The sequence below is a fragment of the Actinomadura chokoriensis genome, assembly GCF_041463665.1.
Classification (GTDB): Bacteria; Actinomycetota; Actinomycetes; order Streptosporangiales; family Streptosporangiaceae; genus Spirillospora; species Spirillospora chokoriensis_A.
Map to the genome: position 1 here is coordinate 113,135 of NZ_JAXCEJ010000007.1, position 22,273 is coordinate 135,407.

Here is a 22,273-nt window from a genome sequence, read left to right on the forward strand (position 1 = left end):
CCCGTCACGTCGGCAGGGCAGTACCTAGGGAGAAGGCTTTGGACCGTCAGCAGGAGTTCGTGCTCCGCACGCTGGAGGAGCGCGACATCCGCTTCATCCGGCTGTGGTTCACCGACGTGCTCGGGTTCCTGAAGTCGGTGGCCGTCGCCCCCGCCGAACTGGAGGGCGCGTTCGGCGAGGGCATCGGGTTCGACGGATCGGCCATCGAGGGCTTCGCCCGGGTCTACGAGGCCGACATGATCGCCAAGCCGGATCCGTCCACGTTCCAGGTGCTGCCCTGGCGGTCGGAGTCGCCCGGCGTGGGCCGGATGTTCTGCGACATCCTCATGCCGGACGAGACGCCGAGCTTCGCCGACCCCCGCTACGTCCTGAAGCGCGCCCTGTCGCGCGCCGCCGACCTCGGGTTCACCTTCTACACCCATCCCGAGATCGAGTTCTTCCTGCTCAACGACAAGCCGGAGGACGGCCGCGAGCCCGAGCCCGCGGACTCCGGCGGCTACTTCGACCACACCCCGCACAGCGCCGCGCACGACTTCCGGCGCAACGCGATCATGATGCTGGAGGCGATGGGCATCTCGGTGGAGTACAGCCACCACGAGGGCGCCCCCGGCCAGCAGGAGATCGACCTCCGGTACGCCGACGCGCTCACCACCGCCGACAACATCATGACGTTCCGGCTGGTGATGAAGGAGGTCGCGCTGGAGCAGGGCGTCAACGCGTCCTTCATGCCGAAGCCTTTCACCGAGCATCCCGGCTCGGGCATGCACACCCACATGTCGCTGTTCGAGGGCGACCGCAACGCCTTCTACGAGCCGGGCGCGGAGTTCAAGCTGTCCAAGGTCGGGCGCGCGTTCATCGCCGGGCTGCTGCGGCACTCCGCGGAGATCACCGCCGTGTGCAACCAGTGGGTCAACTCCTACAAGCGGCTGTGGGGCAACGTCGGCTCGGCCGCCGGAGCCGGGGGAGAGGCCCCGTCCTACATCTGCTGGGGGCACAACAACCGGTCCGCGCTCGTCCGCGTCCCGATGTACAAGCCGCACAAGGGCCACTCGACCCGCATCGAGTTCCGGTCGCTGGACACCGCCGCGAACCCCTACCTGGCGTTCGCGGCGATCCTCGGCGCCGGGCTGAAGGGCATCGAGGAGGGCTACGAGCTGCCGCCGGGCGCCGAGGACGACGTCTGGGCGCTGACCGTCGCCGAGCGGCGCGCCCTCGGCATCGAGCCGCTGCCGCAGAACCTGGACGAGGCGATCCACGCGATGGAGCGCAGCGAGCTGATGGCGGACGTCCTCGGCGAGCACGTGTTCGACTTCTTCCTGCGCAACAAGCGGCAGGAGTGGGAGGACTACCGCCGCCAGGTGACCGAATTCGAGCGCAAGCGGCTGTTGGCGGTGCTCTGAGCCGTTCGCCGGAATACGGTTGACCCTGTGACCGAGTCCCGGACGCCCGAACGCCGTTCATCCCTTGCCGGACGCCTCGCGCGGCTCGGCTTCACCGACGCCGCGCGGGCCGAGTGGCTGCTGCGCGACGCCGAGCGGGCCGTCGGTTCGCGTCCCGCCGACGAGCTGCTCGACGCCCTCGGCGGCACCGCCGACCCCGACCTCGCGCTGGACGGGCTGCTGCGCCTCCTCGCCTCCGCCGACGAGCGCGGGGTGGGCGGCGAGCTGCGGGCGGCCCTCGCGGCCGAGCCGGGCACGCGGGAGCGGCTGACCGCAGTCCTCGGCGTGAGCGCCGCGCTGGGCGACCACCTGGCCCGGCACCCCGACCACTGGCGGGTCCTGCGCGAAGGGGCGGCGGCCGGCGCCGGCGCCCCGCGCGACGAGCTGCTGGCCGCGGTGGGCGCCGACCCGTCCGCGCGGGAGCCCGTCGCCGGCGCCGACGACGCCGTCGTCGCGCTCCGCGTCGCCTACCGCAGGCGGCTGCTCGCGCTGGCCGGACGCGACCTGATCGGCGCGGCGGACGTCGCCGAGGTGGCCGCCGAACTGGCCGACCTCGCCGCCGCCGCCCTCGCGGCGGGCCTCGCGATCGCCCGCGCCGCCGTCCCCGAGCACGGGACCTGCCGGCTCGCCGTGATCGGCATGGGCAAGTGCGGGGCGCGCGAGCTGAACTACGTCAGCGACGTCGACGTGATCTTCGTGGCCGAGGCGCGGGGCAGTGGCGAGACCGGCGAGGGGGCGGGCGAGGACGCCGCGCTCCGCACCGCGACCCGGCTGGCGTCGGCGATGATGCGGGCGTGCTCGGCCAGCACCGAGGAGGGCGCGCTCTGGGAGGTGGACGCGGCGCTGCGGCCCGAGGGCAAGGCCGGGCCGCTCGTGCGGACCCTCGCCAGCCACCGCGCCTACTACGAGCGGTGGGCCAAGACGTGGGAGTACCAGGCGCTGCTGAAGGCGCGTCCCGTCGCCGGGGACGCGGGCCTCGGCGAACGCTACCTCGACATGATCACCCCCATCGTCTGGAAGGCCGCGGAGGGCGAGAACTTCGTCGAGGACGTCCAGGCCATGCGGCGCCGCGTCGAGGCCGACCTGAACCAGCGCACCGCCGACTCCGAGCGGCAGCTGAAGCTCGGGCCGGGCGGGCTGCGCGACGTCGAGTTCTCGGTCCAGCTGCTCCAGCTCGTGCACGGCCGCGCCGACGAGACGCTGCGCGGCCGGGCCACCCTCGACGCGCTCGCCGAGCTGTCCCGCGGCGGCTACGTCGGGCGCGACGACGCGGCGGCGCTGACGTCGGCGTACCGCTTCCTGCGGCGGGTGGAGCACCTCGTCCAGCTGCACCGGCTGCGCCGCACCCATCTCGTCCCGGACGACGAGGACGGCCTGCGCCGCCTCGGCCGCGCCCTCGGCCTGCGCACCGACCCGGTCGGGGAGTTCAGCGCGCTGTGGCGGCGGCACGCCCGGGAGGTCCGCCGCATCCACGAGAAGCTGTTCTACCGGCCGCTGCTGCGGGCGGTGGCGCGGCTGCCCGGGGAGGAGGCCCGGCTCACGCCCGAGGCCGCCCGGACCCGGCTGGAGGCGCTCGGCTACGCCGACCCGGCGGGCGCGCTCCGGCACATCGAGGCGCTGACGTCCGGCGTCTCGCGGCGCGCCGCGATCCAGCGGACGCTGCTGCCGGTGATGCTCGGCTGGTTCGCCGACGCGCCCGACCCGGACGCGGGTCTGCTCGGGTTCCGGCAGGTCAGCGACGCGCTCGGCACCACGCCCTGGTATCTGCGGCTGCTGCGGGACGAGGTGACCGTCGCCGAGCGGATGGCATGGGTGCTCGGCTCCAGCCGCTACGCGACGGACCTGCTGCTGCGCGCCCCCGAGGCGGTGGCGCTGCTCGGCGGCGAGGGCGACCTCGCGCCGCGTCCGGACGAGGCGCTCCGCGCCGAGGCCCTGGCGGCCGTCGGGCGGCACAACGAGGGGAGCCGGCCGGCCGAGGAGGCCGTCGGGGTGGTGCGCGGGCTCCGCCGCCGGGAGCTGCTCCGCGTCTCGGTCGCCGACCTGCTCGGCCTGGCCGGCGTCCGGGCGGTCGGGGACGCCCTCACCGGCATCGCCACCGTCACGATCGAGGCCGCGCTCCAGGCGGCCGTCAACAAGATCGAGCTGGAGTCGCGGGGGCCGCTGCCGACCCGGCTGGCCGTGATCGCGATGGGCCGGTTCGGCGGGCACGAGCTCGGCTACGGCAGCGACGCCGACGTGATGTTCGTGCACGACCCGCTGCCCGGCGCGGACGAGACCGCCGCCGGACGCGCCGCGCACGCCGTCGCCGAGGAGCTGCGCCGCCTCCTCGCGCTGCCCGCTCCCGACCCGCCGCTGGAGATCGACCCGAACCTGCGCCCGGAGGGCCGGCAGGGGCCGCTGGTGCGCACCCTCGCGTCCTACGCCGCCTACTACGCCCGCTGGTCGGAGCCGTGGGAGGCGCAGGCGCTGCTGCGCGCCGACCCGCTGATCGGCGACGAGGGGCTGCGCGAGCGGTTCCGCGCGCTGATCGACCCGGTCCGCTGGCCGGAGGGCGGCATCGACGAGGACGCCGTCCGGCAGATCCGGCGGCTGAAGGCGCGGATGGAGTCCGAGCGGCTGCCGCGCGGCGTCGAGCGGCGGCTGCACACCAAGCTCGGTCCGGGCGGTCTCGCCGACGTCGAGTGGGTCGCGCAGCTCCTCCAGCTCAAGCATGCCCACGACGTCCCGGGGCTGCGCACCACCCGGACGCTGGACGCGCTGGACGCCGCCGTCGGTGCCCGGATCCTGGACGCCCGCGACGCCGAGGTCCTCGCGGAGGCATGGTGCCTGGCGACCCGCATCCGCAATTCGCTCATGCTGGTGCGCGGCCGCGCCTCCGACCTGCTGCCGACCGACCACCACCGGGAGCGCAGCGCCGTCACCCGCGTCCTCGGCTATCCGGGGACCGGGGACCTGCTGGAGGACTACCGCCGCCACGCCCGCCGCGCGCGAGCCGTCGTCGACCGCGTGTTCTACGGCGCCGACTGAGCCCCAGCCGCCGCCGCGTCCCCGGGAAGGCGTACTACCGGAGTAGTACGCCGGTCAGGATCTGGTGGCCCGGCAGGGAGACGCGGGGGACCCCGTCCCGGAGCGGCTCGCGCCGCGTCCCGTGCGCTGCGCGAGCCGGTGCGCGACGCGGGCCCGCGCGACGAGGATCGGCACGGGGCAGCGCGTGTACAGCAGCCACGACACCGACAGGGTCCCGCTGATCAGCGCCATCCCCGCCACCGCGTCCAGGACGTAGTGGTTGGCGGTGGACAGGATCACGAACACCGTCGTCGCGGGATACAGCACGCCGAGGATCTTGGCCCACGTCTGCGACGCCAGCCTGACCAGGATGATCCCGCACCACAGCGCCCAGCCGGCGTGCATCGACGGCATCGCCGCGTACTGGTTGGTCAGGCTTCCGGACGCGTCGCTGGCGTACAGGCCGAGCGAGTGCAGCGCGGTCACCGGGTCGACGAAGCCCTCGCTGTGCAGGAACCTCGGCGGGGCGAGGGGGTACAGCCAGAAGCCGATCAGCGCCACCCCGGTGGCGATCATGATGGCCGCGCGGAGCCACCGGTAGTGCTGCGGCCGGTAGCGGTACAGCCAGACGACGACGCCGAGCGTCACGATGAAGTGCATCGTGGCGTAGAAGATGTTGGCGGTGCGCGCCAGCCACGGCACGGCCAGCAGCGTCTGGTTGAGGTGCAGTTCGACGTCCAGCCCCAGGTAACGTTCGAGGCGCAGAATCTCATCCGCGTGGGCGAACGCCGGGCCCGTGCCGTCCTGCACCAGCACGATGCGCGTCAGCGTGTATCCGCTGTAGAAGAGCACGACCAGCAGAAGCTCGCGCCAGACCGGTGGCGCGGTGAGCACCCGGTGCCGCATTCTCGCGGCGGCCTCGCCTCTGCGGGCTGCTGGGGGGGCGGATTGAGCCATGCTACCTATCTTTGCCTCCGGGCCCCCCGAATGAGATCACCGCAATGAATGGTCTTCATCTCAGCCTTGAGTAGTACGACCCTGATGCGGTATCCGGACTTTCGGCGGAGGGGCCTCGGGGACGCCGGGCCGGCTCCGCCGCGCTCTCCCCCTCGCGTGGAGCCTGTTCAGTTGATCAGGAGTCAGCATAGAAGGCCCTGGGTAGGTCATGATCGCCCCCCGTGACATGACGGAGGGACGAATGGCTAGGTTTGGGGACATACCCGGCATTGTGTTGGTGGCCGCGGCCACGCTGGCCGTTTCCGGACTGATCTCCGTCTCCGGAATGAGCGAACAACGCCGCACGATCGTCGACATGCCCCGGGCGGCGGCCGGCCCGCCGCCGGCCCTGCCCCCCGCCCCGCCCCCGGTCTGGAAGCGCTGCACCGGACTGCCGTCCCCGCCGCCCGCCGGCGTCCGCTGCGCGACGCTCCGGGTGCCGCTGGACTACACCGCCCCGTCCGGCGCGAAGATCGGCCTCGCCCTCGTCAAGGTGCCGGCGACCGAGCGGCGGCACCGCGCCGGCTCGCTGCTGTTCAACTTCGGCGGCCCCGGCGGCGAGGGCGTCGGCGCCCTCGCCCGCGGCGCCGGCGAGTACGCCGCCCTCCGCGCCCGGTACGACCTGATCGGCTTCGACCCCCGCGGCGTCGGGCGCAGCGCCCCCGTGCAGTGCGCGAGCGACCGGCGCATGGACGCGCTCGCCGCCGTGGACGACACCCCCGACACCACCGCCGAGGAGACCGCGTACATCGACGCCCGTGCCGGCTTCGTGCGGCAGTGCGCGGCACGCTCCGGCGCACTGCTGCCCCACGTCGGCACCGCGAACGCCGCCCGCGACATGGAGATGATCCGCATCGCGCTCGGCGAGGAGAAGCTGAACTACTTCGGCGTCTCCTACGGCAGCTGGCTCGGCGCCCGCTACGCCCACCAGTTCCCCGGCGGCGTCGGGCGGGCCGTCCTCGACGGCGCCGTCGACACCGAGATCGGCAGCGTGGACCTCGCGCTCCAGCAGTCCGCCGCGTTCCAGCGCGCCCTCGGCGACTTCGCCGCCGCCTGCGTCCGCCTCGGCCGCAAGGCGTGCCCGCTCGGCGCGGACGGGCCAGCGGTCGTCGCGTCCACCGCCGCGATCCTCGCCGCGCTCGACCGGAACCCGCTCCCCACGTCGTCCGGCCGCAGGCTCACCCAGAGCCTCGGCACGACCGGCGTCACCGCCGCGCTGTACTCCCGGGACGCCTGGCCCTACCTCGCGCAGGGCCTGGTGGACGCGCGGAAACGCCGCGACGGGTCGCTGCTGCTGATGCTCGCCGATGTCCGGAACGGCCGGGCCGGCGACGGGACGTACAGCAACCTGTCCGCCGCCAACACCGCCATCACCTGCGCGGACACGACCGACCGGCACACCCCGGCCGACGTCCGCCGGCTGCTGCCGAGGTTCCGCGACGCCTCGCCGGTCTTCGGGACGTCCATGGCGTGGGGCCTGCTCCAGTGCACGGGCTGGCCGGTGCCGGGCGACGACGCCGCCCGCGAGGTGTCGGCCCCGTCCGCCGCGCCGATCCTCGTCCTCGGAAACACCGGCGACCCGGCCACCCCGTACGCGTGGGCGCCCGCGCTGACCAGGGAACTCGGCGGACGGGCCGTGCTCCTCACCCTCAGGGCGGACGGTCACGGCGCCTACGACACCGGCGACCCCTGCGTCCGCGAGGCCGTGCACGCCTACCTCCTGCGCGGCCGCGTGCCGGAGCCGGCCACGGTCTGCGGCTAGAGGATCTGCTCGACCTTCTTCGGCTCGCGGAGGGCCTCGCCGACCGTGCAGTACCGCTCGTGGACGCGCCCGGCCACGGCCCTCAGGACGTCCTCGGCCTCGCCGTCGCCCGCGGGCAGCTCGACGTCGTAGGTGATCGTGATCGTGCCCAGCCTGCTCGTCGCGACCTTGTCGGCCTGGACGGTCGCGGCGAGCCGCGCCATCCGGTGCCCGCGCTGGGCGGTCAGCGGTTCGACGGTCACCAGCTCGCAGCCGCCGAGCGCCGCCAGCAGCAGCTCCACCGGCGTGAAGACGCCCTCGGCGTCCCCGTCGCCGACGGCGACTTCCGCGCCCCTCGCGTTGACGGCCCGGAACCCGTCCCCGGTGCGCTCCACCCTGACCTCGGCCATGACATCCCCTTCGATCGCCTGCCGTTCGCCCAGGGGAACACGGCGGCCGAGGGCGTTCTTCCCGCCGGGCGTTTCGCGGGGAAGGACGGGGTATCCGGGGGACGGACGGCAGGTCGAACCGCCGTCAGGCACGACGTCATCGATTCGGGGGGACCGATGGGGCACATCAAGACGCGCGACGGCACGGAGATCTACTACAAGGACTGGGGCCGGGGACGGCCGGTCGTCTTCTGCCACGGCTGGCCGCTGAACGCCGACGCGTGGGACGACCAGATGAAGGCGGTCGCCGACGCCGGGTACCGCGCCATCGCGCACGACCGCCGCGGGCACGGCCGCTCGTCCCAGCCCTGGGACGGCTACGACTTCGACACCTTCGCCGACGACCTGAGCGACCTGATCGACGCGCTCGGGGTGTGGGACGTGACCCTGGTCGCGCACTCGATGGGCGGCGGCGAGCTGGCCCGCTACATCGGCCGGCACGGCACGAGCCGGGTGTCCAAGGCGGTGCTGCTGTCGGCGATCCCGCCGCTGATGCTCCAGACGGACGCCAACCCCGAAGGGGTCCCCGCACAGGCGTTCGACGAGTTCAAGCAGGGCATCCTGACCGAACGGTCGCAGTTCTGGAAGGACGCGTCGGAAAGCTTCTTCGGCGCCAACCGGCCCGGCACGAAGGCCACCCAGGGCAACCGGGACGCGTTCTGGTTCATGGCGATGCAGGAGAGCCTCAAGGCGGGCGTCGACTGCGTGACCGCGTTCGCCGAGACCGATTTCACCGAGGACCTGCGCAGATTCGACATCCCGACGCTCATCGTCCACGGCGACGACGACCAGATCGTCCCGATCGACGCGACCGCCCGCAAGTCGGTCGAGATCATCCCCGACGCCACCCTCAAGGTCTACGAGGGCGGCTCGCACGGGATCGCGCTGGTCCCGGGCGACAAGGAGCGCTTCAACCGGGACCTGCTGGAATTCCTGCGCGGCTGACGGACCGGCGACGGCTCGGGGCCGGGGCGCTAGGTCCCGAGCCGTTCCTGCTCCTGCGAGACGATCTGCCGCGCGAGGGACTGCTCGGAGATGTCCACCGCGTCCGGCGTCCGCTCCGCGAGATCGCTGCGCCGCGCGTACCGGTCGAACAGCATGCTCTTGACCTGGAGGATCTCCAGCATCCGCTCGTCCACGCTGCCCGGCGTCAGCAGCCGGTGCACCTGGACCGTCCGCACCTGCCCCATCCGGTGCGCGCGGGCGACCGCCTGCGTCTCCATGGTCGGCTTCACCTGCGGCTCACAGATGATCACGACGGAGGCCGCCTGCAGGTTGAGCCCCACCCCGCCGGCCTGGATCTGCGCCAGCAGGACGGCGTGCCCCGGCTCCGCGGTGAACTCGTCCACGATCTCCTGCCGCCGGGCGACCGGGGTGTCGCCCGCGATCGGTCCCCGCGCCTCGGGGCCGACCGCGTCGCCGACGGTGGCCAGCACGTCCCGGAAGTAGGAGAACACCACGACCTTCAGATCGTTGGCCTCGGCCTCCTCGACCAGTTCCACCAGGCGGCTGAGCTTGGCCGACTTCTTCGGGACGGCGTACGCGGCGCGGCGCATCGCCATGAAGTTGCCGTCCGCCACCGCGCGCCGGTAGGCCGCCGCGTCGGCCCGGCTGAACTCCTCCAGTTCGTCCACGTGCACGACCTCGGGCAGCTCGACGAGCACGTCCCGCTGGTTGCGCCGCAGGTAGACCGGCGCGACCGCCGACCGGAACGCCCGCGCGCCCATCGCCGCGTCGCTCGGCCGGACCCGTTCGGCGACCTCGGGCCGCAGATGCGCGACCAGGCTGCGGAACTCCTCGACCCGGTTCTCCATCGGGGTGCCGGTGAGGAACAGGACCGGGCCGGTCCTGCGGCACCACTCGGCGACCGCCCGTGCCCGCCGGGTCTCGTGGTTCTTGGCGTAGTGGGCCTCGTCCACCACGAACATCCCGATCTCGAGATCCGGCGGGACGTCCAGGGAGTGGAGGGTGGACAGCGTCGTCACGGCGATGCCCCCTTCCGCCGACCACCGCTTCAGCGCTGCCGCGCGCCCCGGGCCGTGCAGCGGATGCGCGGCGATCGTGCTGCGGGACTCGATCTCCCGGACCCAGTTGATCAGCACGCTCGCCGGACACGCCACGAGGAAATGCGTCGCCCCCTCGGCCCGCAGATGGGCGATCGCGGCGATCGCCTGGATCGTCTTCCCGAGCCCCATCTCGTCGCCCAGGATCACCCGGCCCTGGGCGAGCGCGAACCGCGCCCCGAACGACTGGTACCCGCGCAGCGACACCCGCCGGAACGCGTCGTCGAGCGGCTGCGCCTTGACCCGCGCCGCCAGATCACCCGGCAGGAACCCCTCGGCGGCCCCCCGCTCGGGATCCAGCGCCGCCAGCTCGGCCAGCAGGGTCTGGTAGTCGGACGCGCGCAGCTCGAAGTCGATCCACGCCTCGTCCGGGGAGGCGTCGGGGCGCAGCAGGTCCACCGAGGCCTGCGAGATCAGCAGCCTGGTGTCCCGCCGCGCCTCGGCTTCGAGGGCCTCGGCGAGCTCGCCGATCGCCGCCCGCGCCCGCTCCCGCTTCGCCGGCCGCGCGAGGATCCTGCGCCACCACGACGCCGCCGGCCGCGCGTCGTGCACCAGCGGCGCGAACCGCTCGTCGACCTCCCCGGCGGCGGCCCGGGCGCGCGCGAGCTCCGGCCCCGCGTTCACCAGACGGTGCAGCGCGACGACGACCGGCGTCATCGCCTCGTCCCGCCGCTCGACGTCGATCCGCACCGTCGCCGACCGCTCCGCCGCGTCCGCCAGGCTGGCCGCCGCCGCGTGGAGCTGCCGCGCCGTCTGCGGCCCGATCCCCGGCAGTAGCTGGAGCCGGTACGGCGTCGCCTCCAGGACGTCCGCGACGCTCGTGAACCCGGCCTCCTCCAGCGGCCCGAGCCGCAGGCGCCCGTCGGTGACGTCCTTCAGCCGGGCCAGCGGTATCGAACCGAGCTGCTTGCGCGCCGCCTCGGCCCGCAACGGCGCGAGCGCCGCGTGCACGTCCGCCAGGGCCCGCCGGTGATCGACGATCAGATCGCGCGCGGCGGTCAGCAGCGCGTACCCGCCCCGCAGGACGTCCTTGGCCTCGTCCGTCATCTCGCCCCTCCGCGGACATAATGCCAGCGCCCCCCGACACCACGACCCCGAACGCCAACCCGTTCTGCCGGAAACCAAGGCCCCGCATGCCCAGCCTGGAAGGCGTCGGGACTGTTGAGGCGGCGGGACGGCCGTCGCTCCTACATGGCGTAGGGGTCGACGAGGGTCATCGGAGTTCTCGCGATCTCCAGTGCGTCCTCGGGGAATCGGGGACCGGCCGTGTAGTAGCGGGCTCGGGTGCGTCCGACGGAGGTGAGTACCTCAGCCGTGACCAGGTCGCGGAGGTCTCGCTGGGCCTGCTGAAGGCTGAGCCCCTCCGTGTGCTCATAGCGCAGGCGCCGGACGCGTCCGGCCATCGCGACATCGTGCAGCGCCGAGACGACGCGTTCGTCTCGGCCGCTTTGTTCCGTGAACGTTGCCAGGATCCGCCAGACCCGGCTGGCGCGGTCGAGGCGGCCTTGAGACCTCCCGGTCGGGAGGGTAATGCGCGCCGCGGCCGGCGAGTTCGCCGTAGTACGCCCAGGTGTGCCGGGCTCGTCCGAGCCAGGCTTCGATGGAGGAGAACTCCGGGGCGAGGACGCCTTTCCCGACCGATCATCAGCGTCGGCAGGGATCGGGACATACGGCCGTTCCGTCCGACCATGGGTGGATGGACACCAGATGGAGGTGCGCCATCGCGGCCCGGACCAACGGGTGAGAGCCGTCCTCGGCATTGAGCCAGTCGATCAGTTCTCTCATCAGCGCTGGGACGTCGTCCGGATCTGGAGCGGTGTAGGCGGCGACGCTCGGGTCGTCGGCATCGGTGACGTGCACGGGGCCACGGCGCCATTGGCCGGCGGGCTTGCGCGGGGTGTGGCGGTGCCCTTGGAGCATCCAGTGCAGGGCGTTGAGCATGCCCCTGCTGTAGGCGAAGTCCTCGACCTCATGCAGGCTCTGGATGTAGGTCATCATTCGCTGGTAGGCGAGTGTTTCCTCTCGGTCTACCTCAGATACCTCGACGTCGCGCTCGCCTTCCATCAGGTCTTCGACATCGACAGTGACGACCTTGAACCCCTCGATGGAGTTGGACGCTGCGACGGCGTCAGCGGTGAGGAACCTGCGCAGTCCCAGCGTCCATTTCGACGGCGTGTTGCGCACTTGATGGCGCAGGGACTCGCGCCTCCGCTCAATCTCGCCGAGCACGTGCCTGTCCTCGGAAGTGAGCGCAGGGGTCGGAAAGAGCATGAAGTGGTGTATCGCTGATAGCCGAGAGGCCCGGCCGCACCTGCCGCCGGGCCTCTGTCGCCTCCGTGGATCAGATGTCGTAGTACAGCTCGAACTCGTGGGGGTGGGGGCGCAGGCGGATGGGGTCGATCTCGAACTCGTTCTTCATCGTGATCCAGGTCTCGATGAGGTCGGGGGTGAAGACACCGCCCTCGAGGAGGTAGTCGTGGTCGGCCTCCAGGGCCGCGAGGACCTCGGGCAGGGAGCCGGGGACCTGGGGGATCGCGCGGGCCTCCTCGGGCGGGAGCTCGTAGAGGTCCTTGTCGACCGGCTCCGCGGGCTCGATCTTGTTGCGGATGCCGTCCAGGCCGGCCATGAGCATGGCGGAGAACGCCAGGTAGGGGTTGCAGGACGGGTCCGGGACGCGGAACTCGACGCGCTTGGCCTTCGGGTTCGAGCCGGTGATCGGGATGCGGATGCAGGCCGACCGGTTGCGCTGGGAGTAGACCAGGTTGACCGGCGCCTCGAAGCCGGGGACGAGGCGGTGGTAGCTGTTCACGGTCGGGTTCGTGAAGGCCAGCAGGGACGGGGCGTGCTTCAGCAGGCCGCCGATGTAGTAGCGGGCGTTGTCGGACAGGCCCGCGTAGCCGACCTCGTCGTAGAAGAGGGGCGAGCCGTCCTTCCAGAGGGACTGGTGGCAGTGCATGCCGGAGCCGTTGTCACCGAAGATCGGCTTCGGCATGAACGTGACGGTCTTGCCGGCGGCGCGCGCGACGTTCTTGACGATGTACTTGTAGAGCTGGAGCTGGTCGGCCGTCTTCAGCAGGGTGTCGAAGCGGAAGTCGATCTCGGCCTGGCCGGCGGTGCCGACCTCGTGGTGCTGCATCTCGACGTGGATGCCGACGTTCAGCAGCTGCGACACCATCTCCGAGCGGAGGTCGGTGTAGTGGTCCATCGGCGGGACGGGGAAGTAGCCGCCCTTGTAGGGGGGCTTGGCTCCGAGGTTGCCGCCGGGCTCCTCGCGGCCGGTGTTCCAGGCGCCCTCGACCGAGTCGAGGTAGTAGTAGCCGGCGTTCTGCTTCGTCTCGAAGCGGACGTCGTCGAAGATGTAGAACTCGGCCTCGGGGCCGAAGTAGCAGGTGTCGGCGATGCCGGTGCCGCGCAGGTAGTCCTGCGCCTTCTTCGCCACGTTGCGCGGGTCGCGGCTGTACGGCTCGCCCGTGAGCGGGTCGTGGACGAAGAAGTTGAGGTTCAGGGTCTTGTGCTGCCGGAACGGGTCCACGACGGCGGTGGTCGGGTCCGGGAGCAGGAGCATGTCCGACTCGTGGATCTCCTGGAAGCCGCGAACGGACGACCCGTCGAACATCAGCCCCTCGGTGAAGACGCTCTCGCCGAAACTCTCCACCGGGAACGTGAAGTGCTGCATCTTGCCGGGCAGGTCCACGAAACGGCAGTCGACGAATCGCACACCCTCGTTCCTGATGTAGCTCAGGACCTCATCGGCGCTGCTGAACATCCGGCCTCCTCAGGGCGCGTCTCGGCTTATGGAAAAGCTACGGCGGCGCGGTTTCCCGGCCGTGTCTCGTATGTTTCCGCTGTGTTACGCGTCACTCCGGGCCGGTGCCGGGGACGCGCGGCGGAACCCCTCGGCGGACGGGATAGCGTAGAGGCCATGAGCAGTGGCAAGGGGCGGCGGGAGGCGGCCGGGCCCCGGTGGACGCAGACGTGGCTGAGCGGGGCGGGGGCGGCGGGAGCCGATCTCGGCCGGCCCGGCGAGCGGCTCGGGTTGCCGGAGAGCGGCAGCGGAGCCGTCGCCTCCTACGGCCGGCGGCTCGTCGCGCTGTTCCTCGACTGGGCCCTGTCGATGCTGGTCGCGAGCCTGCTGGCGCGCGGGCTCGGCTGGGACCCCTCCGAACGCAGCATGTGGACGCTGGTCATCTTCGGGCTCCAGGCGTGGGTCCTGACCGCGCTGCTCGGCGTGACGATCGGCAAGCGGCTCTGCGGCATCCGCGTCGCGCGGCTGGACGGACGGCCGGTCGGGCTCGGCTGGGCCCTGGCGAGGACGGCGCTGCTCCTGCTCGTCCTGCCAGCCCTGTTCTGGGACCGCGACTACCGGGGCATGCACGACCGCGCGAGCAACACGATCGTCGTCAACATCTAGGCGCCGTCATTATCTAGACGTCGTCATTATCTAGACGTCGTCAACATCTAGGCGGCGTGGACGTCCGCCCGGAAACGAGAAAGCGCCCCCGAAGGGGCGCTTCCGCAATTTCCTCAGCGCATCTTCGGCTTTGGGCCCTTCGGCATCTTCGCGCCCTTCGGGAGCGGGCCCTTCGGCATCTGCATGGACCGGGGGAGCGCCTGGAGCCGGTCGTTCAACTCGGCCACCTGCCCCTTGGTGAGGTTGCGGGGCAGCTTCATCAGGTGGCGCTGGAGCTTGTCCACCGGGATCTGGCCCTCGTCGTCCCCGACCTGCACGTCGTAGATCGGCACCTGCTGGGCGGCGCGGGAGATGCGCTTCTTCTCGGCGCCGAGCAGCGGGCCGACGCGGCCGCGGGGGCCCTCCGAGACCAGCACCACGCCGGGACGGCCCACCGCGCGGTGCACCATGTCGAGGTTGCGGTTGCCGCTGACCGCCTCGGTGACCGTCCAGTTGCCGCGGATGTTCTTCAGGATCGCGGCCGCCGCGCCCGGCTGCCCGGCGATCACCTTGTACTGGGCGCGCTGCGCCAGCTGGCCGAAGACGATCATGCCGACCGCGAGCGCCGCCAGGATCCCCACCGGGATGAAGAACCACAGCTGGCCGAAGATCAGCCCGATGACGACGGCGACGACCAGGGTGCCGATCGCCGACGCGAAAACGATCGGCAGGGCCTTCGGGTCGGCCTGGCGCAGCACCTGGGCGACCATGCGGATCTGCTTGAGACGGCCCGGACGCTCCTGGGCCCCGTCCGTGGGCTTTTTCGACATGAATCCAAGGATAGTCGGGTCGGCCGCCCGACCCGACAACCCCGGCTAGGCGCGCGCCTCGATCGCCTGCTTGTAGAGGCGGCCGGCGCGGTAGCTGGACCGGACGAGCGGCCCGGACATGACGCCCGCGAAGCCGATCTCCTCGGCCTCCGCCGACAGCTCCACGAACTCCTCCGGCTTCACCCACCGCTCGACCGGGTGGTGCCGGGGGGTCGGCCGCAGGTACTGGGTGATCGTGACCAGCTCGCAGCCGGCTTCGTGCAGGTCGCGCAGCGCCTGCGAGACCTCCTCGCGGGTCTCGCCCATGCCGAGGATCAGGTTCGACTTGGTGACCAGACCGTCCTCGCGGGCCCTCGTGAGGACGTCGAGGGAGCGCTCGTAGCGGAACCCGGGCCGGATCCGCTTGAAGATCCGCGGGACGGTCTCCACGTTGTGCGCCAGCACCTCCGGCCGGGATGAGAAGACCTCGGCGAGCTGCTCCGGAACGTCGTTGAAGTCGGGGATGAGCAGTTCGACGCCGCAGCCGGGGATCGCCGCGTGGATCTGCCGGACGGTCTCGGCGTACAGCCAGGCGCCGCCGTCCTCGAGGTCGTCGCGGGCGACGCCGGTGACGGTCGCGTACTTCAGGCCCATCGTGGCGACGGACTCGGCGACGCGGCGCGGCTCGTCGCGGTCCAGCGCCTGCGGCCTGCCGGTGTCGATCTGGCAGAAGTCGCAGCGCCGGGTGCACTGGTCGCCGCCGATCAGGAACGTGGCCTCCCGGTCCTCCCAGCATTCGTAGATGTTGGGGCAGCCGGCCTCCTGGCACACCGTGTGCAGGCCCTCGGATTTCACCAGGCCGCTGAGCTCGCGGTACTGCGGGCCCATCTTCAGCCGCGTCTTGATCCAGTCGGGCTTGCGCTCGATGGGGGTCTGGCTGTTGCGCGCCTCGACGCGCAGGAGCTTGCGCCCCTCTGGTGTCACCGTCGTCACGCGTCCCAGACTACGTCCCGATCCGCGGTGGCGGCACCCGGCCGATGGGGCCTCAAAGGCGTATCGGAGCGATCTCGAACGTATGACAGTACCCCGTTCGGCTGGCGGATTAGCGTGTTTCGGCCATCTCCAACAGTGGATCTCTCTAGGGTGACTCCCTGTCGTCACGCAAAAGCGTAAGCAGGAGGACCGCAGTGGGTCTGGCAATGTCGTACCTCAGGGTGCCGCCGGTGCTGGAGGGGGAGCCGGATCCCGGCCGCGTCGCCCGCCGCATCTTCGGTGCCGCCGACTGGCGCCGCCGCGGCGCGTCGGGACTGTTCGAGCTCGGCTGGGCGTGGCAGGCGATGCACTACCTCGTGACCGGCGACCCGTGGGAGGGGCGCCAGCCCGAGTCGGACGTCGTGTGCGGCGGCCGTTTGCTCACCGAGGACGGTGCCGACGAGCTCGGCATGGACGTCATCTACCTGGCGCCGGACCGGGTCAAGCCCACCGCCGACCACCTGGCCTCCACACCGTTCGGCGAGCTCGCCGGACGGTACGACCCGGTGGCGATGGTCAGGGCAGGGGTCCAGGACGCGGGCAGGCTCGACGGCGCCGCCCGCGACAGGTTCTTCAAGCCCGCCTACGAGGCGCTGGGGCACTTCTTCAACGCCGCCGCCGCCGAGGGCCAGGCCGTCTACAAGGTCATGGCGTGAGCGGCGCGGACGTCGGACGCCGAGCGGGCCCGGACGTCAGACGCCCAGCTGGGCCGTGGTGCGGTGGAACGTCTCCGCCGCGCCCATCGCCGCGGCGAGGTGCCGCTCCACCAGCGGGACGATCTCGGCGACGGTGACGTCGCGGCCGAGTTCCCGGCTGAGGTTGGTGGACCCGACGTCCCGGATCCCGCAGGGGACGATCTTGTCGAACCAGCCCATGTCGTTGTCGCAGTTGAGCATGAAGCCGTGCATCGTCACGCCGCGTGCCACCCGGACCCCGATGGAGCCGATCTTGCGGTCGGGGGAGCCGGGCACCCACAGCCCGCTGCGGCCCTCCACGGTGACGGTCTTCAGGCCGAGATCGGTGCAGACGTCCATCATCATGCGCTCCAGCAGCCGCACGTAGCCGACGACGTCGACGGGGTCGGGCAGCCGGACGATCGGGTAGCCGGTGAGCTGCCCGGGGCCGTGCCAGGTGATCTTGCCGCCGCGGTCGACGTCGATGACCGGGGCCCCCGGGTCGCCGAACGGCCGGTCCAGCGCCTCGGTCCGCTTGCCCGCCGTATAGACGGGCCGGTGCTCCAGCAGCAGGACGGTGTCGGGGATCGCGTCGTCCGCCCGCAGCGCGTGGGTGCGCTTCTGCAGCTCCCAGCCCGCCTCGAAGGGGACGGCCGCATTGCCGAACCCCGCGTGCACCACCACCAGCTCGCGTACGTCCACATCGCTCACCCGGCCAGCTTATGCCGCGGACCGGCCGGTCGCGTCCCGCCGCCGGGCCCCACCGCCGCCGGGCCCACCGCCGCCGAGCCCCGCCGCCGGGCCCCCAACCGGGCCCGGCGGACGGGACGGGCTCAGAGGGCGGCGAGCAGGCGCGGCTCCAGCCGGGTCTCCTTCGCTGTCCCCGGCCCGTCCGGCTCGACGCGGTAGGCGCCCGCGTCCTGCCGGTAGGAGACGGCCTGGACGAACTCGGTGCCGACGTAGTGCAGCCCCACCGACTCGTCGGCCGCGTAGCCGCCCGGCAGCGTCCCCTCACCGACGAGCTGCTGCAGCAGCGGACGCCGCTGCGGCTCGCTGTCGTAGTGCACGCCGCACGAGTACGGCAGCAGGCCGAGGCCGTCGGTCATCGGCGTGAGCTGCGGCCCGAACGAGTCGGTGTTGCCGCCGACGTGCCAGCACAGCGCGCCCGCGCTCTGCCCGGACAGCACGACGCCCTCCTGCCACGCCTCACCCATGATCTCGTCGAGGCCGTGGAGCCGCCACAGCGCCAGCAGGTTCGCGACGCTGCCGCCCGAGACGTAGAGCAGGTCCTGGGTGAGCAGGTGCGCCCGGACGTCCGCGACGTTCGGCATCGGGAACAGCGCGAGATGGCTGACCTCGGCGTCCATGGAGGAGAACCCGGCGTAGAAGCGGGAGACGTACTCGGCGCCGTCGCCGACCGCCGTCGTCAGGAAGCAGACCCGCGGCCGGTCCTGCCCGGTCAGGTCGAACGCGTAGCGCAGCAGCGGGCTCGGTGCGGCCCCGCCCCGGCCGTCCGGCACGAACGTGCCCCCGCCGATCGCGAGGATGTGCGGCTGTCCGTCGGTGCTCATTCACCCTCCTGGTGAGCCAAGGTGTCCCAATGTCACCGTATGGCTACCCAATGGGCGCGGCCGGGACTTTGACGAATCTTGGGACTCACAGCATGGCGGTGAGAGCGTCCTCCACCCGCTCGTGCGCGAACCGGAACCCGGCGCCGGCCAGCCGCCGCGGCAGCACCCGCTGGCTGACCAGCGGCCCCTCGTCGGCGAACCCGCCCAGCGCCGCCCGCAGCGCGAACCGCGGCACCGCCAGCCGCGCCGGCCGGTGCAGGACGCGGCCGAGCGCCCTCGTGTAGGTCTCGTTCGTCACCGGGTTCGGGGCGGTGAGGTTGACCGGGCCGTCGATCTCCTGGTCGATGAGGAACCGCAGCGCCGCGACCTCGTCGGCGAGGGAGATCCAGCTCGTCCACTGCCGGCCGTCGCCCAGCGTGCCGCCCAGCCCGAGCCTGAACAGGGGCAGCGTGCGCCCGAGGATCCCGCCCTCGCGGGCCAGCACGATGCCGCTGCGCGGATGGACGACCCGGACGCCCGCCTCCCGCGCCGGCGCGGCGGCGGCCTCCCAGTCGCGGACGAGCGCCGCGAGGAAGCCCCGCCCGGCCGGGGACTTCTCGTCCACCTCCAGGCCGCCGGTGTCGCCGTAGTACCCGATCGCCGACCCGCAGACGAGGACGCGGGGCCGCGGGTGCGCCGCCGCGATCGCCGTCGCGAGCGTCCGGGTGCCGACCAGCCGGCTGTCCCTGATCTTGCGCTTGTACGTCTTCGTCCACGGCCGGTCGCCGATCCCGGCGCCCGCCAGGTGGACGACGGCGTCCGCGCCCTCCAGGGAGTCCTTGTCGACGCAGCCGTCGGCCGGGGACCAGCGCGCCTCGTCCTCGCGTGCCGGCTCCCGCCGGACCAGCCGGACGACGTCGTGGCCGTCCCCCCGCAGTGACTGCACCAGCGCCGAGCCGATGAGGCCCGACGAGCCCGTGACGGTGACCCTCATGGCCCCCACCATAGGCGGAGGCCTCCCCGGACGCCGAGATTCTCAGCGCGGTCCCGGGTTTCCCCGGACGCGCGGGACCCCGCCGGCCGGGCGGCGCGGCGGGGTCACCGGGCGTACGCAGAGACGCTCAGGGGCGCGCAGAGGCGCCCAGGGGCGCTCAGAGGCCGAGGTCGGCCTCGAAGTTGCCCTCCTCCAGGCGGTGCTTGATCGTGGCGAGGAAGCGGGCCGCGTCCGCGCCGTCGATCAGCCGGTGGTCGTAGGTCAGCGCCAGGTAGACCATCGACCGGACCGCGATGACCTCGCCCAGCTCGGGGTCGTCGATGACGGCCGGGCGCTTCACCACGGCGCCGGTGCCGAGCATGCCGACCTGCGGCTGGTTGAGGATCGGGGTGTCGAACAGCGCGCCGCGGCTGCCGGTGTTGGTCAGCGTGAACGTGCCGCCGGCCAGCTCGTCCGGGCTCACGTCGCTGGCGCGGGTGCGCTCGGCGAGGTCGGCGATCCGCTGGGCGAGGCCGCCGAGGTTCAGCTGGCCCGCGTTGTGCACGACCGGCACCATCAGGCCCCGTTCGGGCACGTCCACCGCGATGCCGAGGTTCTCGACGTCGTGGTAGGTGACCTCGCTCGTCTCGCTGTTGATGACCGCGTTCAGCTTCGGGTGCGCCTTGAGGGCCTCGACCGCCGCCTGCGCGAAGAACGGCAGGAACGACAGCTTGACGCCCTCGCGGGCGAGGAAGTCGGCCTTGGCCTGCTCGCGCAGCCGCGCGATCTTGGTGATGTCCACCTCGACCACTGTGGTGAGCTGCGCCGACACCTGCAGCGACTCGACCATGCGGCGGGCGATCGTCTGCCGCGTCCGGGACATCTTCTCGGTGCGGCCGCGCAGCGCGAGCTGCTCGGCCGGGGCGCCGGCGGGCGCCGGGGCGGCGTGCCGACCGGCCGGGGCCTGCGGCCCGGCCGGGGCCGGGGCGGGGGCCGCGGCCTGCTGCTGGGCGGCCTGCTGCGCCGCGCGGGCGGCCTCCAGGACGTCCTGCTTGCGGATGCGTCCGCCGACGCCGGTGCCCTTCACGGTGCCGAGGTCGACGTTGTTCTCGGTGGCGAGCTTGCGGACCAGCGGCGTGACGTACGGGCCGTCGCCGGACGGCGCCTCGGGCTGCGCCTGCCCGGCGGGGGCCGGCTCGGGCGCCTGCGGGGCGGGCTGCTGCGGGGCGGGCTGCTGGGCCGGCGCGGGCGGCGCCGGGGGCTGCTGCTGCGCGGGCGGCGGCCACGCGGCGGGCGGCGGCGCCTGCTGCGGCGGCGCCTGCTGCGCGGGCGCCTCCTGTGCGGGCGCCTCCTGTGCGGGCGCCTCCTGTGCGGGCGGGGCCTGCTCCTCGGCGGCCGGGGCGCCGCCGCCGGACGGCGCCTCGCCCTCGTCGCCGATGACGGCCAGTTCGGCGCCGACCTCGACGGTCTCGTCCTCGGCGACGGTGATGCTGGTCAGGATGCCCGAGGCGGGCGACGGGATCTCGGTGTCGACCTTGTCGGTGGACACCTCGAGGAGCGGCTCGTCGGTCTCGACGCGCTCGCCCTCCTTCTTGAGCCAGCGGGTGACGGTGCCCTCGGTGACGCTCTCGCCGAGCTGGGGCATGGTGACGGAGACCGGCATGTCTCAGCGACTCCTTCGGATTACTTGTGCGGCGTTCAGCCGTGCACGTGCAGTGGTTTGCCGGCGAGGGCGAGATGTGCCTCGCCGACCGCCTCGGACTGGGTCGGGTGGGGGTGGATCAGCTGGGCGACCTCGCCGGGCAGGGCCTCCCAGTTGTAGATGAGCTGGCCCTCCGCGATGAGCTCGCCGACGCGGGCGCCGACCATGTGGAGGCCGAGGACGGGACCGTCCACGGACGCGATCACCTTGACCTCGCCCTGCGTCCCCAGGATCTTGCTCTTGGGGTTGCCGGCCAGGTCGTAGGTGACCTCCTTGATCTGGTGGCCGCGCTCGCGGGCCACCGCGGACGTGATGCCGACCGAGGCCACCTCGGGGTCGGAGTAGGTGATGCGGGGCACGCCGTCGTAGTCGATCGGCGGCGGGGTGAGCCCGCTCAGCCGCTCGGCGACGAGGATGCCCTCGGCGAAGCCGACATGGGCCAGCTGCGGCGTCTGGACCAGGTCGCCGACCGCCGAGATCGTGGGGACGTTCGTCCGGCAGTACTCGTCGACCTTGACGAACCCGCGCTCGGTCTCGACGCCGGCCTCGGCCAGGCCGATGCCGTCGGAGACCGGGCCGCGCCCCACCGCGACGAGCAGCAGCTCCGCGTCGATGGTCGTGCCGCCTTCGAGGGTGACGGAGATGCCGCCCTGCGTGGTCTTGGCGCTCTCGAACCGGGCGCCGAGCTCGAACTTGATGCCGCGCTTGCGGAACGCGCGCTCCAGCCGCTTGGAGCTGGACTCCTCCTCCAGCGGCAGCAGGTGCGGCAGCGCCTCCACGATCGTGACCTCGGCGCCGAACGAGCGCCACACGCTGGCGAACTCGACGCCGATGACGCCGCCGCCGAGGACGACGACCGAGCCGGGGACGTGCTCCAGCCGCAGGGCGTGGTCGCTGGAGATGACGCGCTCGCCGTCGATCTCCAGGCCGGGCAGCGTCTTCGGCTGCGATCCGGTGCCGAGGACGATGTGCCCGCCCTCGATCGTGGTGGTCTTCCCGTCGGCCGCGGTGACCTCGACCGTGGTCGGGCCCGCCAGCCGCCCGGTGCCGTGCACGACCTCGATGCCCCGGGACTTGATCAGCCCGGTGAGGCCCTTCACGGTCGTGGAGACGACCTTGTCCTTGTAGGCGTTCACTCCGGCGACGTCGATGCCCTCGAACGTGGCCCGGACGCCGAACTTCGCCGCCTCGCGCGACTGGTCCGCCACCTCGGCCGCGTGCAGCAGCGCCTTGGTGGGAATGCAGCCGCGGTTGAGGCACGTCCCGCCGAGCGACTCGTCCCGCTCGATGAGCGCGACGGACCTGCCGAGCTCGGCGGCGCGCAGCGCGCACGCGTAACCGCCGCTGCCGGCACCCAGGACGACGATGTCGAAGGGGCCGCTGTTGGCCACTGGACGCTCCCTTTCCCCTGTGCCGGCGCCGCGTGGACCGCGGCGCCCCCTACCCGGT

Annotated in this window: 19 protein-coding genes; 6 read left to right on the top strand and 13 right to left on the bottom strand. The window is 72.5% G+C overall.

Annotation, left to right across the window (positions count from 1 at the left end; genetic code table 11):
• Window positions 1–38 precede the first annotated feature (38 nt).
• On the top strand, window positions 39–1,400 hold the full coding sequence (glnA2, locus tag SM418_RS14175; protein WP_371941064.1) for a gamma-glutamylpolyamine synthetase GlnA2: 1,362 nt from the start codon (window positions 39–41) through the stop codon (window positions 1,398–1,400).
• A 27-nt stretch (window positions 1,401–1,427) separates the two neighbouring features.
• Window positions 1,428–4,466, top strand: coding sequence for a bifunctional [glutamine synthetase] adenylyltransferase/[glutamine synthetase]-adenylyl-L-tyrosine phosphorylase (locus tag SM418_RS14180; RefSeq protein ID WP_371941063.1), 3,039 nt, complete (start codon window positions 1,428–1,430; stop codon window positions 4,464–4,466).
• 54 nt (window positions 4,467–4,520) lie between these two features.
• On the opposite strand, the gene SM418_RS14185 is transcribed toward SM418_RS14180, so the two are convergent.
• Entirely contained in the window at window positions 4,521–5,402 is an 882-nt protein-coding gene (locus SM418_RS14185; protein ID WP_371941062.1) for a phosphatase PAP2 family protein, read from the bottom strand.
• Between the two features lie 325 nt (window positions 5,403–5,727).
• On the opposite strand from SM418_RS14185, the gene SM418_RS14190 reads away from it, so the two are divergent.
• Window positions 5,728–7,203, top strand: a complete 1,476-nt coding sequence (locus SM418_RS14190; RefSeq protein WP_371941061.1) for an alpha/beta hydrolase — start codon at window positions 5,728–5,730, stop codon at window positions 7,201–7,203.
• Here SM418_RS14190 and SM418_RS14195 read toward each other — a convergent pair.
• On the bottom strand, window positions 7,200–7,592 hold the full coding sequence (locus tag SM418_RS14195) for an OsmC family protein (protein ID WP_371941059.1): 393 nt from the start codon (window positions 7,590–7,592) through the stop codon (window positions 7,200–7,202). The genes SM418_RS14190 and SM418_RS14195 overlap by 4 nt on opposite strands.
• Before the next feature lie 156 nt (window positions 7,593–7,748).
• Here SM418_RS14195 and SM418_RS14200 point away from each other — a divergent pair, with 156 nt between their 5' ends.
• Window positions 7,749–8,576, top strand: coding sequence for an alpha/beta fold hydrolase (locus tag SM418_RS14200; protein WP_371941058.1), 828 nt, complete (start codon window positions 7,749–7,751; stop codon window positions 8,574–8,576).
• A 29-nt stretch (window positions 8,577–8,605) separates the two neighbouring features.
• Here SM418_RS14200 and SM418_RS14205 read toward each other — a convergent pair whose 3' ends face one another.
• The 4 genes from SM418_RS14205 to glnA all read right to left on the bottom strand — a co-directional run bounded on the left by SM418_RS14205 (window position 8,606) and on the right by glnA (window position 13,460).
• The gene (locus tag SM418_RS14205) at window positions 8,606–10,741 is read right to left on the bottom strand and encodes a DEAD/DEAH box helicase (RefSeq protein ID WP_371941057.1); all 2,136 of its coding nucleotides are present in this window, start codon (window positions 10,739–10,741) and stop codon (window positions 8,606–8,608) included.
• Window positions 10,742–10,881: 140 nt separating this feature from the next.
• Complete coding sequence (locus SM418_RS14210) at window positions 10,882–11,097, bottom strand: hypothetical protein (protein ID WP_371941056.1); 216 nt, start codon at window positions 11,095–11,097, stop codon at window positions 10,882–10,884.
• Between the two features lie 241 nt (window positions 11,098–11,338).
• Entirely contained in the window at window positions 11,339–11,923 is a 585-nt protein-coding gene (locus SM418_RS14215; RefSeq protein WP_371941054.1) for a Fic family protein, read from the bottom strand.
• A 112-nt stretch (window positions 11,924–12,035) separates the two neighbouring features.
• On the bottom strand, window positions 12,036–13,460 hold the full coding sequence (glnA, locus tag SM418_RS14220) for a type I glutamate--ammonia ligase (protein ID WP_371941053.1): 1,425 nt from the start codon (window positions 13,458–13,460) through the stop codon (window positions 12,036–12,038).
• A 156-nt stretch (window positions 13,461–13,616) separates the two neighbouring features.
• Between glnA and SM418_RS14225 the strand changes: the two genes are divergently transcribed.
• Window positions 13,617–14,105, top strand: a complete 489-nt coding sequence (locus SM418_RS14225; RefSeq protein ID WP_371941052.1) for an RDD family protein — start codon at window positions 13,617–13,619, stop codon at window positions 14,103–14,105.
• A 113-nt stretch (window positions 14,106–14,218) separates the two neighbouring features.
• Here the strand turns inward: SM418_RS14225 and SM418_RS14230 are convergent, their stop codons facing one another.
• Together SM418_RS14230 and lipA are read right to left on the bottom strand one after the other, a co-directional pair.
• Complete coding sequence (locus tag SM418_RS14230; protein WP_371941051.1) at window positions 14,219–14,914, bottom strand: DUF4191 domain-containing protein; 696 nt, start codon at window positions 14,912–14,914, stop codon at window positions 14,219–14,221.
• A 45-nt stretch (window positions 14,915–14,959) separates the two neighbouring features.
• A complete protein-coding gene (gene lipA, locus SM418_RS14235) occupies window positions 14,960–15,886 on the bottom strand; it encodes a lipoyl synthase (protein ID WP_371941050.1) in 927 nt (308 codons plus the stop codon).
• A gap of 194 nt (window positions 15,887–16,080) precedes the next feature.
• Here lipA and SM418_RS14240 point away from each other — a divergent pair, with 194 nt between their 5' ends.
• Window positions 16,081–16,581, top strand: coding sequence for a DUF1877 family protein (locus SM418_RS14240; RefSeq protein ID WP_371966073.1), 501 nt, complete (start codon window positions 16,081–16,083; stop codon window positions 16,579–16,581).
• A gap of 36 nt (window positions 16,582–16,617) precedes the next feature.
• Here SM418_RS14240 and lipB read toward each other — a convergent pair whose 3' ends face one another.
• From lipB to lpdA, 5 genes are all read right to left on the bottom strand, one after another.
• Complete coding sequence (gene lipB / locus SM418_RS14245) at window positions 16,618–17,310, bottom strand: lipoyl(octanoyl) transferase LipB (protein ID WP_371941048.1); 693 nt, start codon at window positions 17,308–17,310, stop codon at window positions 16,618–16,620.
• 122 nt (window positions 17,311–17,432) lie between these two features.
• On the bottom strand, window positions 17,433–18,170 hold the full coding sequence (locus SM418_RS14250; RefSeq protein WP_371941047.1) for a Type 1 glutamine amidotransferase-like domain-containing protein: 738 nt from the start codon (window positions 18,168–18,170) through the stop codon (window positions 17,433–17,435).
• A gap of 85 nt (window positions 18,171–18,255) precedes the next feature.
• Window positions 18,256–19,143, bottom strand: coding sequence for a TIGR01777 family oxidoreductase (locus tag SM418_RS14255; protein ID WP_371941046.1), 888 nt, complete (start codon window positions 19,141–19,143; stop codon window positions 18,256–18,258).
• 157 nt (window positions 19,144–19,300) lie between these two features.
• On the bottom strand, window positions 19,301–20,785 hold the full coding sequence (gene sucB / locus SM418_RS14260; protein WP_371941045.1) for a 2-oxoglutarate dehydrogenase, E2 component, dihydrolipoamide succinyltransferase: 1,485 nt from the start codon (window positions 20,783–20,785) through the stop codon (window positions 19,301–19,303).
• 35 nt (window positions 20,786–20,820) lie between these two features.
• A complete protein-coding gene (gene lpdA, locus SM418_RS14265) occupies window positions 20,821–22,215 on the bottom strand; it encodes a dihydrolipoyl dehydrogenase (RefSeq protein ID WP_371941044.1) in 1,395 nt (464 codons plus the stop codon).
• Window positions 22,216–22,273 lie beyond the last annotated feature (58 nt).